Source organism: Bacillus sp. EKM208B (genome assembly GCF_011800725.1).
Classification (GTDB): domain Bacteria; phylum Bacillota; class Bacilli; order Bacillales; family Bacillaceae; genus Bacillus; species Bacillus velezensis.
Map to the genome: position 1 here is coordinate 303975 of NZ_JAANHO010000003.1, position 10681 is coordinate 314655.

The window sequence follows — 10681 nt, forward strand, 5'->3', positions numbered from 1 at the left end:
GATCGTTGAGAAAGCATTTTCCCTTTACTTGAAATATCGCGAGAAAAAAGGATGATTTAAAAATGTACAAGCCTAAAGAGCGTGACGCAATCAAGAAATTCCTGAATGAAGAGATACTCAATACAAGTGAGGCGCTTGAGATATTGGGGTTCACCCGTCAGTATCTGAACCAGTTAGTAAAGACCGGGGAACTGGAGCCGATGAAAGAAATGCCTCGGGACAGGCTTTTTCTGAAAGAGGATATTTTGGATTTCCAAAAACATAGGCGGAAATGAGCACCCTGTCAAAAGGGTGTTTTTTCGTCTTACGGTTGCCACCTATTTATGAAGGGCGCTTTCGTTCGACAAATTTTGCAAATAGTTCCTTTATCATACTCCTTAACCGATAATAAGGTGGGAGGTGATAAAATGACAATAAAGCTTAATGAACAAAGAAAAAGAGTAATGATTGAAAAGTTAGAGGGGCTAGGAGTAAATTTGGATTGTTGTAATAATAGACGTCTTGCAATTTACGATAATCCGGTACTGATGCAAATGCCTTCGGGTGTGCCCGGTGAAGCAATAGCTTGTTATGGTGTAAATTGTATCAGTTGTGGAAACGTGAAGTTTTTTGCTACTGACAAATTTGAATTTTAATTGAAGGCATCCCTTGTGGGGTGCTTTTTTATGTTCTCTGTAAACCGATTCCGGTAAATCTCGGGAAAACTATTGGCGGTTAACGGTCTGAGTGCGGCGTCGGTTTAGAGGGAATATCTTTTCCGAAACAAACACGAATCAGAAGGGGGCGGCGGTGAATGTAGATGGCTGAAAAGCACATTCAGGCGTATAAGGATTACGTCAAAGGCATGAAATACAAGGACCTTGCCGAAAAATACGGGGTGTCAGTGAACACCATCAAATCGTGGAAGCAGCGGCATGGATGGGAAAGGAAAAAGGGTGCACCCCCTGAAAAAAGTGTGCACACAAGAATAGGCGGGCAACCCGGCAACAAAAACGCATTAGGAAATAGCGGCGGGGCGGCTCCGGCAAGAAATCAAAACGCTGTAACACATGGATTCTTCTCAAAGTATTTGCCAGAGGAAACGCTTGAAATCATGGAAGAGATTCAGGAACGTTCCCCTGCTGATATGATATGGGATCAGATTCAGATCCAATACGCGGCCATTCTACGGGCGCAACGCATTATGTTTGTGCAGGATAAAGATGACATGACTAAGGTTTTGAAAAAAGAGAAGCCGGGCGCATTTGGTGATGAGCAAGAATGGGAGTTTCAATTCGCTTGGGATCGTCATGCAACATTCTTGAACGCTCAATCTCGGGCAATGGGCGAGCTCCGGAGTCTGATTAAGCAGTTTGACCAGCTGGCGCATGAGCAAGATGAACGGCGCCTTAAATTGGAGCAAATGCGCTTAAATATCGAGAAGACGAAGAAGGCTGTTAACGGCGGCGACGGAAACACCCAAGAAAATGATATTGCTGCAATGTTGAGGAAAATGGTGAATGCCGATGGAACTGAATAAAAAGCAAAAGGAAGTTTGGGACAGCTTTATAAAAGAGCAACCCAAAATTCTAATTTGTAGCGGCGCAAAGAGGGCAGGGAAAACGTTCGTGCTCCTTTTGACGTTCCTTGCTCACGTCAGTAAGTATCAGAATATGGGTTTATCCTTCATCATCGGCGGGGCTACTCAGGCAGCTATAAAACGAAATGTCTTGAACGATATGGAATTGATTCTGGGTAAAGAATTAAGGCTCGACAAGTCGAATGCTGTTGAGATATTCGGAAACCGTGTATATTGCTTTGACGGTGCCAATGCTGATTCATGGAAAAAAGCGCGGGGGTTCACGTCAGCCGGCGCATTCCTAAATGAAGCGACTGCCCTGCACGATTCATTCGTGAAAGAAGTCATTTCCCGGTGCTCGTATAAAGGCGCTGTGGTCATGATGGATACAAACCCCGAAAACCCGATGCACACCGTCAAAACGGATTATATCGACAAAGACGGGCAGGTATTGAAAAGCGGCCGGCTGAACATCCGGTCATTTCATTTCTCGCTGTTCGATAACAATTTTCTCGATCCAGAATATGTGGAGAGCATCGTGGCATCGACGCCGAGCGGTATGTTTACAGATCGGGATATACATGGTTATTGGGTGGCGCCTGAAGGAGTTATATACAAGGATTTCAATAAGGATATACACTATATCAGCTCTGAGGAATTGGAAAACAGGCGTGTCAATTTTAAGAAGTATTTTGCAGGCGTTGACTGGGGATATGAGCACCCGGGTTCTATTGTTGTAATCGGACAAGATGACCAGGGGTGTTTTTATTTGCTCGAAGAATATGCCAAGCAACATGAGGAAATTGATTACTGGGTGAAGGTAGCGAAAGGCGTAAAAGAGCGGTACGGAAACATTAATTTCTATTGTGATACGGCACGACCAGAACACGTTGTTCGTTTCCGGCGTGAAAAACTTCGGGCTATTAACGCTGATAAAGCTGTCGTATCCGGTATAGAAGAAGTAGCGCGGCTGTTCAAACAAGAACAGCTTTTTGTTGTTGAAGACAAAGTTGACCGGTTCAAAAAAGAAATCTTTATGTACGTCTGGAATCAGAAGACAGGCGAACCGGTTAAGGAATGGGACGACGTGCTGGACTCACTCCGGTACGCTCTGTATTCGCATAATAAACCGAAAAGACGGAGAGGGGTGAGCTGATGAATCATTTTATAGACATGATTGAACAGTCCGGCATAACGCCTGAATTGATTGACAAGATCATTCAGGAACATAAGCCGGATCATGACAGAATGAAAAAGCTTTATGAACGGTACGAGGCTGAGGTTCAAGGCGTTCCGATCTTATCCAGAGAAGCCATTGAATACGAGGATTTTGAAACAGGAAAATTAAAACGTATTGATCACAAAGTAAACAATAGGCTTAACAACTCGTTTGACTCTGAAATCATTGATACAAAGGTGGGCTATTTGTTCGGCCACCCTATTGCATATGAGTTTGATGAGAGCGATGCGGCAAGCACTGCAATACCTGTAAAACAGTTGATCGAAAATTTTAATATGGAAAATAACATTGCTGACGAAGACAGCGAGTGGGGGAAGATGGCCTCTATTTGCGGATACGGCGCCCGCCTCGCTTACGTTGACCGTTCTGGAAACGAGCGTATAAAAAATATTGATCCATGGGAATGCGCCTTTATTACTGATGGAAGCATCCATGAACCTGCTTACGCTTTGCGATATTACATGGTGTACGGCGGAAAGATCAAAGCAGAATTCTATGATCAGAAATATGTCTATTATTTCAGTACGAAAGACAGCTCAGCCTTCACTTTTGATAAAAAGGTCTTGCATCTTTTTGATGGCTGCCCCTTATTTGGTTTAGCAAATAACAAGGAGTTAAAGGGAGATGCAGAAAAGGTTCTTTCGTTAATTGATGCGTATGACCGCACATTGTCCGATGCATCGAATGAGATTGAACAATACCGGCTGGCATATCTGATTTTAAAAGGGCTTGGTGCTGATGAAGAGACGCTTGACCAGCTCAAAAAGAGCGGAGTCCTTGAATTGTATGACGAAAAAGATGACGTAAGCTATCTGACAAAGGATATAAACGATGCCATCATAGAAAACCATCTTGATAGGTTAGAAGAGAATATACTGCGCTTTGCGAAATCAGTCAATTTCTCCGATGAATCTTTTGGCGGGAATGTTTCAGGGGTTGCGATGAAATATAAATTGATGTCGCTTGAAAACAAATGCATCACGATGGAACGGAAGATGACGGCTGCTCTGCGTTATCAATATAAACTGATTTTTTCCGCATGGGGCACTAAAAGGCAAGCGGCAGCAGAAGATTATAAAAAAGTTTGGTTTGGATTTAAGCGAAACCTTCCGGCAAATGTACTGGAAGAAGCAAACACGACGGGACAGCTTAAAGGTTTGGTAAGCGAAGAAACACGCCTGTCTCTGCTGTCGTTTGTTGATGATGTCCAGTATGAGCTGAAGAAGATGGAAGAGGAAGAAGAGGAATACAGGCTCAACATGCCGCCTTTAACGGATGTGGAAACAGACGCGGGCGGTGATGAAGATGAACCAGAATGATATTGATAAGTACCTGGACGACATGATCACTGAGGATGCTCAGAAGATTGATGTCGTTTTTGCGTCTCGCTTAAAGGAGATCAATGCACAAATTGCTCGGCTGTATGCGAAATACAGTAAGGACGGCCAGCTTACTTTAGCCGATGCCAACAAATACAATCGTCTGAACAAGGAAATGGAGAGGATGGCCGAGGAATCTCACAAGGCTTTCAAGACCATTCTGACTATTGTTGAGGCATTAGCAGCCAAGCAGTTTTTAGAGAATTATATGCGTTCTGCTTATCTATTTGAAATGGAATCCGTGGTTAACTTGGGTTTTAGCATCCCGACAGCCGAAGTCATTCGGCAGGCCATTCTAAACCCTATAGCTGAATTGACTTTGTCAGCGATTTACAGGCGGCATCGAGACGATTATGTCCGGCAGATTCAAATTTCCGTCGCACAGGGCCTACAAGCGGGGGAGGATTATTCAAAGATCGCCCGCCGCATTGAAAGAGCGACCGAATTTGCCCGCAGGAAAGCCCGTGACGTGGCGAGAACAGAAGCTCATAGGGTACAAGTCTCGGCGAGGATGGAAAGCGCTGAAAAGGCCTCAAAACGGAGCAATCTTAAAAAGATGTGGAATGCTACCCTTGATCTTAAAACACGAGCCGGGCACAGGAAGCTGGACGGGAAGACAATAGGACGCAATGGACTGTTCAAATCAATTTACGGCGGCGTCGGGCCGGCTCCGGGGCACATGAATAATGCCAAGGATGATATTAACTGCCGTTGTACGATAGCTTTCAAAGTAAACGGCGTCCTGCCGGATACGAGAAGGGCGAGGGAAGGCGGCAGCGGGGCAGGCCAGACACTCCCATATCAAACCTATGAAGAGTGGTACAAATCTATTGAGGAAAAGGGCAGCGGTTAAACAGCGGCTTTTTATTTTGTCCTGAGCATGACGTTAAAAGGCTTATTTTTCATGCACTCATAACAGGCGCGCACTGTAGAGGGCGAAGGAGGAAGAAGCGTAATGCCAACTTTAGAAGATGTGAAAAAATTTCTCGAAGAAAATAAAGAAAACGAAGATGTAAAGGCGTATCTGAATGAACTTTCTGCCGTGTCTGCTGACAAGGTGAATGGGTTTTTAGATACAGAAGAAGGAAAACGTCTCATTCAGCCTCGGTTGGATTCTCATTTTACAAAAGGTCTTGATACGTGGAAGGCGAACAACCTCGATGCTCTGGTTGATGCAAAGGTAAAAGAGCTTTATCCGGAAGAAACAGAAGAGCAGAAGCGGATCAGGAAGCTCGAAAAGGAGCTGGAAGATCAAAAGACAGCGGCACAACGTGAAAAGCTTTTAAACAAAGCTGTTTCTTATGCTTCTGAAAAGCAACTGCCAGCAGATGTAGTGGAATTCTTTATCGGTGAGGATGAAGAATCAACGATGAAGAACCTCGGAGCATTCGAAGAGAAGTACAATGCCGCACTTCAAAAGGCTATTGAATCCAAGTTTCAAGAGAATGGCCGTGATGTCCAGTCCGGTAGCAATGAACCGACAAATCAAGATTTAGACATCAGCTCGCTTGCAGCTGAAGCAAGTATTAGAAAATAAGGAGGGCTATCTTTAATGCCAACATTTAATCCGAACAATGCATTAATGCAAGACTCAGTAAACGGGAAGGTTCCAACTGAACAAGGAACGCTGGTTTTAAAAGAGTTTATGACCCAATCTGCTGTCACGAAACTAGCAAAATATGAAGAAATGAGTAAGCCGGTGAAGGAATTCACGTACTTGGCTTCAGGACCGGGAGCTTACTGGGTTGGAGAAGGTGAGAGAATCCAAACTTCTAAGGCTCAATGGTTAACAGCAAAAATGATTTCAAAGAAATTGGGTGTCATCATCCCTGTTTCTAAAGAATTCTTGCGCTACTCTGTAACAGATTTCTTCACACAAATGCGCCCTGCTATCGCTGAAGCCTTTGCGATCAAATTTGATCAGGCTGCGTTATTCGGTGTAGATTCACCGTTTGCAAAAGGCGTATCTGTATTTGAAAAAATCAAGGAATCTGGTAACACAATTGCGTTAAACTCACTTGGCAATCTATATGATGAGTTAAATGGGGTCATGGCTCTTGTTGAAGACGCAGACAAAGATGTAAACGGCTTTACAACAACACGCCGATTCCGTCAAAAGCTCCGCGGCACAAAGGATGGTAATGGTCTTCCGATCTTCAACGATGCGACAGGCGGCGCCACACAGCAGGCTCTTGGCCTTCCGATTGGATATGCGGATTCTAAGTCATGGGATTACGAAAAAGCGGCTTTACTTGCGGCTGACTGGAATTACACACGTTACGGAATCCCTCAAGGCATGGAATACAAAATCTCAGAGGATGCAACATTGACAACGATTGTCGATGCAGACGGAAACCCGATCAACTTGTATGAGAGAGATATGGTTGCTCTCCGTGTAACTCAGCAAGTCGGATTCATGACACTGACCGATGATGCTTTTGCTGCTATTACACCAGCAACGGAGGCGTAAGCTTATGGGGTACACATCTAAAAACTATAGCACTAATAACGGCGACAAATTGGTGATCGGCGGCGAGCTCGAAATAAAAGAGGGTGCGAAGGTGACCGGGTTATCGGGGTCTGCGCCTGCTCCTAAAACTATCACTTCGGAAATGATCGGCGACGGAGAAGTGAAAAACATCAATATCGGTGATGGTTCTGTCCAAAATCGTAACATCGGCACTGGTAGTGTACAAAATGCCAACATCGGTGCAAAGGCAGTTACTTTAGCCAAACTCGGTGACGATGTGACAGCAAAGCTTTCTGATTTAGAGAATCGGATAAAAGCACTGGAAGGAGGCGGCGCGTGATATGAAAGCATCTAACGGTTCCAAAACTATTGAATGCACTGAAAAGGCTTTTGAGGTGGTTTATTCTCACATTGGTTTTAAGAGAGTGGAAGAGGCCGAGAAGCCAGCTGCCGATCTTCTTGATATGACTGAGGCTCAACTGCAGAAGGTAAACAAAGATGAGATTATTGCTTTCTTGAAAGAGAATGAATATGATTTTGACCCTAAAGCGCCTAAAGACGAACTGATCAAGATTGTCTTAGGTGAAGAGTAGGTGATTCAGTGGACATCGCACAAGTAAAGCGAATGACAGAGATTAAGACAGATAGGCATGACGAATATTTGTCTGAAATAGTCCCTATTTTGATTGAGTCTGCCAGTGATTTTTGTAGCAACACTTTCGATCCGGAGGCTTTACCAGCTGGCGTGAAGCTTTTTGTTGCGAAGGCTGCGGAATATAACATGAATCCTTCTGGACTCTCGGGAAGAAGCATGGGGGATGTGTCCTATTCGTACAATACAGAATTTCCTCGGTACATCACAAAACACCTTACGCCATATCGAAGGCTGAGAGTTAAATGATATATGAGGAATTCCCGCACGTCATAACGTTTCAGCGGTTGGAAAAGGTGCCGGACGGCGGCGGGGGCTATGTTGAAAAATTCACCGATTATCTCACAACAGAGGCCTTTGTCGGGGGGATTACGTCCCGGGAATATTATCAGGCTCAGCAGCTTCAGAATCCGGTTGATTGCAATGTGTATTTCCCGTATCGCAATGATATTGAGAAGACAATGCGGATCATCTACGAAAACAAGGTGCTGACTCTCAAATCAGATCCGATCGACCAGGGCGGCATGCATGAGATTATGAATTTGAAATGTCAGGTTACGGGGGTGCTGAAGGGCAATGGCTGAGGTAAGCGGCAGATGGGTCAGGCAGATGCAAAGAGCCACGAGCGAGTTCAGAAACCGGGTCATAGACGATATTAAACAACTGGTCACAGACACGGCCGAGCTGATTTACAGCCATGCTGTTCTGAATGCTCCGACCGCCGCAATAGACGGGGGGAACCTGAAAAATTCAATTGAAATCGACTACCAAGAGGGCGGCTTACGGGCCGTTATTTCTGTTGGTGCCGATTATGCCGTATATGTGGAATACGGAACAGGGATTTACGCAGAGGAAGGCGGCGGCCGGCAAACGCCGTGGGTTTATTATGACACCAAGCTTAATAGATGGGTGGTCACGCGGGGAATGCGGGCACAGCCGTTCTGGAATCCAGCGGTGGACGAAGGCATGCGGTATTTTGCCAGTCAAATGTGATAGAAAGGAGCTGTCATCATGCGATCTGCCCTGTGGCCGTTGCAGGCTGCTCTATTTAAGAGGTTATCAACAGACGAAGAGCTGAACGGGCGCGTCACGGGCGTCTTTGATGCAGTCCCGAAAGATCAGCAAAAACCTTATGTGACAATGGGCGATGATGATGTATCCCCATTTAAAACCAAGACATCCAGCGGTGAAGAAATCAATGTGGTTTTACACTGCTGGTCAGGTTACAACGGAAAAAAAGAAGCGATGGAGATTCTGAGTCTCATGCTTCAAGCGTTAACAAGCAGGCCCCTAACAGTAGAGGGCTTTTCTTTATGCCGTTCTGAGATGCGCAGCATGCAGGTGATCACCGATATTGACGGGTACACGCGTCACGGCATTCTCAGAATGCGCTTCACAATAAACAATTGAAAGGATGAACAAAATGGCAGATTTATTGAATGGTATTGATGAGGTTTACTTTGTTCAACCGATGAATGCTACTTCAACTGAAGGTCTGTTTATCGCATTCCAAACAGAAGGCAGTCATACGAAAGAACAAGATACAAAAGATGAATCAACAAAGTCTGGCCGAATTGTTGGGTACGGCCCTAAATCTGAGAGCATCGAACTGACATATTATGCTGCTGTCTCTGATCCGGGTCAAACGGCGATTGAAGATGCTTATGACAACGAAGAGACAGTTCAGGTATGGAAAGTAAACCTGAATAAAAACAAAAACGATAAGCATGATTCTGAATATGGACATGCAATCATCGAGAACTTAGAGAAAAGTGCACCGCAAGATGGGTTTATTGAGGTTTCAACAACATTGCCTGTTCTCGGTAAGACCCGTAAAGGTGAACTTGATCCTCTGCCTCAAGAATTAATTGACGAGATCAGATCTTCTGCGGGTGCCAAAGAGTTCATGCAGTTTGGCGAGAATGCCAAAAAAACAACTACGCCCTAAGGCGCCCCAAAATCTATCGTTCACGGCTACGGCTGACAGCGTGACCGTGAAATGGGATGCGGTAGATGGGGCAACTTCATATAAGGTATATAGGGGAGCGAGCAAGCAGCTGGACGCAACTGTCACAGGCACATCCCACACCTTGACAGGAATTGCGGCCGACACGAAACTGACGGTCAACGTCTCTGCTGTGAACGATGCGGGCGAGTCCTCAATGACCGAGATTGTTACGCAAACACAAGCGGTTACGCCCTAACGTACCCCGCAATATAACTGCGAAAAGCGCCACTTCAAATCAGGTGAGTTTTTCATGGGATGCGGTGAAAGGGGCGACATCTTACAACATTTACAGATTTTATGCAAAAATAGCGACTGTCTCAAAGAATTCGTACACGTCGAATCCTAACCTGAAGCCGGATACCGCCTACATTTTTAACGTGTCGGCAGTGAACTCGGCCGGGGAATCGGAACGATCGGCCAATTTTACGATACGAACAGAAAAGGAATTATAGGGTCCGGGCTTCCCGGGCTCTTTTTTTAACATACAACAATAATCGGAGGTTTTATAAATGGCTTACTTAACTATCGGAGATAAAGAATACAAATCACGCTGCGACTTTGCTTTTGACAGATTGGCAAACGAAAAATATTCCACTGCTGACGAAAAGGGCAAAGGCGGCACAATGAATATTTACATGAGCTTGCTCAACGAAGAGGCTTCCTATCTTTCTGCTTTTTGGGATTGTGCACTCGCTTACTTGAAGAAAGAAAAGCCATCAACTGAGGCTATTGAAGAAGCAATTATTAAAATCATTGATGAAGACGAAACAGGCGACGCAATTGACAAGATGATCAATGAAGCATTCACAACGCTGGACTCGGCGGGTTTTTTCAAAGGCGTAATCCGTCAGCGTTGGAAGATGATGGAGAAGATGAACAAAGGGAAGAAACCGGCTCCGAACGAAACACCGGAAATGGAAGCGAAACGGCTGGAGGACGAAGAGAACGGCAAGGAAGTCTTGAAGATGATGAAAGAGGCATACAAAGAGAGAACGGGATCGACTATGACCAAATAATTACGAACTCCGCACATTGGCTCGGGGTTTATGATGTGGATTTAATCATGTCATGGACTCCTAATGAATACAAGCTTCTGCTCAAAGGGGCCAAATTGCGAAAAATAGATGAATTGGAGCTTATGGCAAAAAACGCCATGTTTCACCGTTATGCCATGAATGAGAAGCGCCCCAAAGAAAAGAAGATGTATGATGCGGATAAGGCCAGACGTCAATTGGAGCGCAATATCACTGGCGATAACGACAAATGGCGCAAGTCAGATGTAAACGAGCTCGGCAAACGAGCCAAAGGGGTTCAGCGGTTTAATGATGCAATCCGCAACCACTTTGCAAAATTCGGACAAGGAATGGGGTGAGG

19 protein-coding genes are annotated in these 10681 nt (G+C 45.0%); all 19 read left to right on the forward strand.

What is annotated here, in order from left to right; translation table 11 throughout:
- The first annotated feature begins 62 nt into the window (after positions 1-62).
- The 19 genes from G9F75_RS07060 (at position 63) to G9F75_RS07150 (ending at position 10679) form a co-directional block, all read left to right on the forward strand.
- Positions 63-275, forward strand: a complete 213-nt coding sequence (locus G9F75_RS07060; RefSeq protein ID WP_003155868.1) for a helix-turn-helix domain-containing protein — start codon at positions 63-65, stop codon at positions 273-275.
- 132 nt (positions 276-407) lie between these two features.
- Positions 408-635 (forward strand): hypothetical protein, encoded by a 228-nt coding sequence (locus G9F75_RS07065; RefSeq protein WP_167409002.1) that lies wholly within the window; start codon positions 408-410, stop codon positions 633-635.
- Positions 636-799: 164 nt separating this feature from the next.
- Positions 800-1519, forward strand: a complete 720-nt coding sequence (gene terS, locus G9F75_RS07070) for a phage terminase small subunit (protein WP_167409003.1) — start codon at positions 800-802, stop codon at positions 1517-1519.
- Positions 1506-2714 carry a PBSX family phage terminase large subunit gene (locus G9F75_RS07075; RefSeq protein ID WP_167409037.1) on the forward strand — a complete coding sequence of 403 codons (1209 nt, stop codon included), beginning with the start codon at positions 1506-1508 and terminating at the stop codon, positions 2712-2714. Before terS ends, G9F75_RS07075 begins: the two co-directional genes overlap by 14 nt.
- Positions 2714-4117: a phage portal protein gene (locus G9F75_RS07080; RefSeq protein WP_167409004.1), complete on the forward strand. Its 1404-nt coding sequence runs from the start codon at positions 2714-2716 to the stop codon at positions 4115-4117. Before G9F75_RS07075 ends, G9F75_RS07080 begins: the two co-directional genes overlap by 1 nt.
- A complete protein-coding gene (locus G9F75_RS07085) occupies positions 4104-5030 on the forward strand; it encodes a phage minor head protein (RefSeq protein ID WP_167409005.1) in 927 nt (308 codons plus the stop codon). The genes G9F75_RS07080 and G9F75_RS07085 overlap by 14 nt, the downstream gene beginning before the upstream one ends.
- A gap of 102 nt (positions 5031-5132) precedes the next feature.
- Positions 5133-5714: a DUF4355 domain-containing protein gene (locus tag G9F75_RS07090; RefSeq protein WP_167409006.1), complete on the forward strand. Its 582-nt coding sequence runs from the start codon at positions 5133-5135 to the stop codon at positions 5712-5714.
- A 15-nt stretch (positions 5715-5729) separates the two neighbouring features.
- Positions 5730-6647 (forward strand): phage major capsid protein, encoded by a 918-nt coding sequence (locus tag G9F75_RS07095; RefSeq protein WP_053574175.1) that lies wholly within the window; start codon positions 5730-5732, stop codon positions 6645-6647.
- A gap of 4 nt (positions 6648-6651) precedes the next feature.
- Positions 6652-6987 (forward strand): hypothetical protein, encoded by a 336-nt coding sequence (locus G9F75_RS07100; RefSeq protein ID WP_044802082.1) that lies wholly within the window; start codon positions 6652-6654, stop codon positions 6985-6987.
- A 1-nt stretch (position 6988) separates the two neighbouring features.
- On the forward strand, positions 6989-7240 hold the full coding sequence (locus tag G9F75_RS07105) for a hypothetical protein (protein WP_053574174.1): 252 nt from the start codon (positions 6989-6991) through the stop codon (positions 7238-7240).
- Positions 7241-7248: 8 nt separating this feature from the next.
- The gene (locus G9F75_RS07110) at positions 7249-7548 is read left to right on the forward strand and encodes a phage head-tail connector protein (RefSeq protein WP_015388403.1); all 300 of its coding nucleotides are present in this window, start codon (positions 7249-7251) and stop codon (positions 7546-7548) included.
- Entirely contained in the window at positions 7545-7883 is a 339-nt protein-coding gene (locus G9F75_RS07115) for a phage head closure protein (RefSeq protein ID WP_053574173.1), read from the forward strand. Before G9F75_RS07110 ends, G9F75_RS07115 begins: the two co-directional genes overlap by 4 nt.
- Positions 7876-8292, forward strand: a complete 417-nt coding sequence (locus G9F75_RS07120; RefSeq protein ID WP_007408589.1) for an HK97 gp10 family phage protein — start codon at positions 7876-7878, stop codon at positions 8290-8292. Before G9F75_RS07115 ends, G9F75_RS07120 begins: the two co-directional genes overlap by 8 nt.
- 18 nt (positions 8293-8310) lie before the next feature.
- Complete coding sequence (locus tag G9F75_RS07125) at positions 8311-8709, forward strand: DUF3168 domain-containing protein (RefSeq protein ID WP_053574172.1); 399 nt, start codon at positions 8311-8313, stop codon at positions 8707-8709.
- A 13-nt stretch (positions 8710-8722) separates the two neighbouring features.
- The gene (locus tag G9F75_RS07130) at positions 8723-9247 is read left to right on the forward strand and encodes a phage major tail protein, TP901-1 family (protein WP_017417511.1); all 525 of its coding nucleotides are present in this window, start codon (positions 8723-8725) and stop codon (positions 9245-9247) included.
- The gene (locus tag G9F75_RS07135) at positions 9222-9503 is read left to right on the forward strand and encodes a fibronectin type III domain-containing protein (protein ID WP_031378544.1); all 282 of its coding nucleotides are present in this window, start codon (positions 9222-9224) and stop codon (positions 9501-9503) included. The genes G9F75_RS07130 and G9F75_RS07135 overlap by 26 nt, the downstream gene beginning before the upstream one ends.
- Positions 9472-9759 carry a fibronectin type III domain-containing protein gene (locus tag G9F75_RS07140; protein WP_223609737.1) on the forward strand — a complete coding sequence of 96 codons (288 nt, stop codon included), beginning with the start codon at positions 9472-9474 and terminating at the stop codon, positions 9757-9759. Before G9F75_RS07135 ends, G9F75_RS07140 begins: the two co-directional genes overlap by 32 nt.
- A 57-nt stretch (positions 9760-9816) precedes the next feature.
- The gene (locus G9F75_RS07145) at positions 9817-10323 is read left to right on the forward strand and encodes a tail assembly chaperone (protein WP_053574170.1); all 507 of its coding nucleotides are present in this window, start codon (positions 9817-9819) and stop codon (positions 10321-10323) included.
- Between the two features lie 47 nt (positions 10324-10370).
- Complete coding sequence (locus tag G9F75_RS07150; protein WP_041481949.1) at positions 10371-10679, forward strand: hypothetical protein; 309 nt, start codon at positions 10371-10373, stop codon at positions 10677-10679.
- Positions 10680-10681 lie beyond the last annotated feature (2 nt).

Bases quoted from the DNA above. Each gene is read 5' to 3' on its own strand.
- G9F75_RS07115 (WP_053574173.1), top strand. From the start codon at position 7,545: ATGATATATGAGGAATTCCCGCACGTCATAACGTTTCAGCGGTTGGAA.
- G9F75_RS07065 (WP_167409002.1), top strand. From the start codon at position 408: ATGACAATAAAGCTTAATGAACAAAGAAAAAGAGTAATGATTGAAAAG.
- G9F75_RS07085 (WP_167409005.1), top strand. From the start codon at position 4,104: ATGAACCAGAATGATATTGATAAGTACCTGGACGACATGATCACTGAG.
- G9F75_RS07150 (WP_041481949.1), top strand. From the start codon at position 10,371: ATGTCATGGACTCCTAATGAATACAAGCTTCTGCTCAAAGGGGCCAAA.
- G9F75_RS07080 (WP_167409004.1), top strand. From the start codon at position 2,714: ATGAATCATTTTATAGACATGATTGAACAGTCCGGCATAACGCCTGAA.
- G9F75_RS07075 (WP_167409037.1), top strand. From the start codon at position 1,506: ATGGAACTGAATAAAAAGCAAAAGGAAGTTTGGGACAGCTTTATAAAA.
- G9F75_RS07100 (WP_044802082.1), top strand. From the start codon at position 6,652: ATGGGGTACACATCTAAAAACTATAGCACTAATAACGGCGACAAATTG.
- G9F75_RS07105 (WP_053574174.1), top strand. From the start codon at position 6,989: ATGAAAGCATCTAACGGTTCCAAAACTATTGAATGCACTGAAAAGGCT.
- G9F75_RS07120 (WP_007408589.1), top strand. From the start codon at position 7,876: ATGGCTGAGGTAAGCGGCAGATGGGTCAGGCAGATGCAAAGAGCCACG.
- terS (WP_167409003.1), top strand. From the start codon at position 800: ATGGCTGAAAAGCACATTCAGGCGTATAAGGATTACGTCAAAGGCATG.
- G9F75_RS07090 (WP_167409006.1), top strand. From the start codon at position 5,133: ATGCCAACTTTAGAAGATGTGAAAAAATTTCTCGAAGAAAATAAAGAA.
- G9F75_RS07135 (WP_031378544.1), top strand. From the start codon at position 9,222: ATGCCAAAAAAACAACTACGCCCTAAGGCGCCCCAAAATCTATCGTTC.
- G9F75_RS07130 (WP_017417511.1), top strand. From the start codon at position 8,723: ATGGCAGATTTATTGAATGGTATTGATGAGGTTTACTTTGTTCAACCG.
- G9F75_RS07145 (WP_053574170.1), top strand. From the start codon at position 9,817: ATGGCTTACTTAACTATCGGAGATAAAGAATACAAATCACGCTGCGAC.
- G9F75_RS07095 (WP_053574175.1), top strand. From the start codon at position 5,730: ATGCCAACATTTAATCCGAACAATGCATTAATGCAAGACTCAGTAAAC.
- G9F75_RS07060 (WP_003155868.1), top strand. From the start codon at position 63: ATGTACAAGCCTAAAGAGCGTGACGCAATCAAGAAATTCCTGAATGAA.
- G9F75_RS07125 (WP_053574172.1), top strand. From the start codon at position 8,311: ATGCGATCTGCCCTGTGGCCGTTGCAGGCTGCTCTATTTAAGAGGTTA.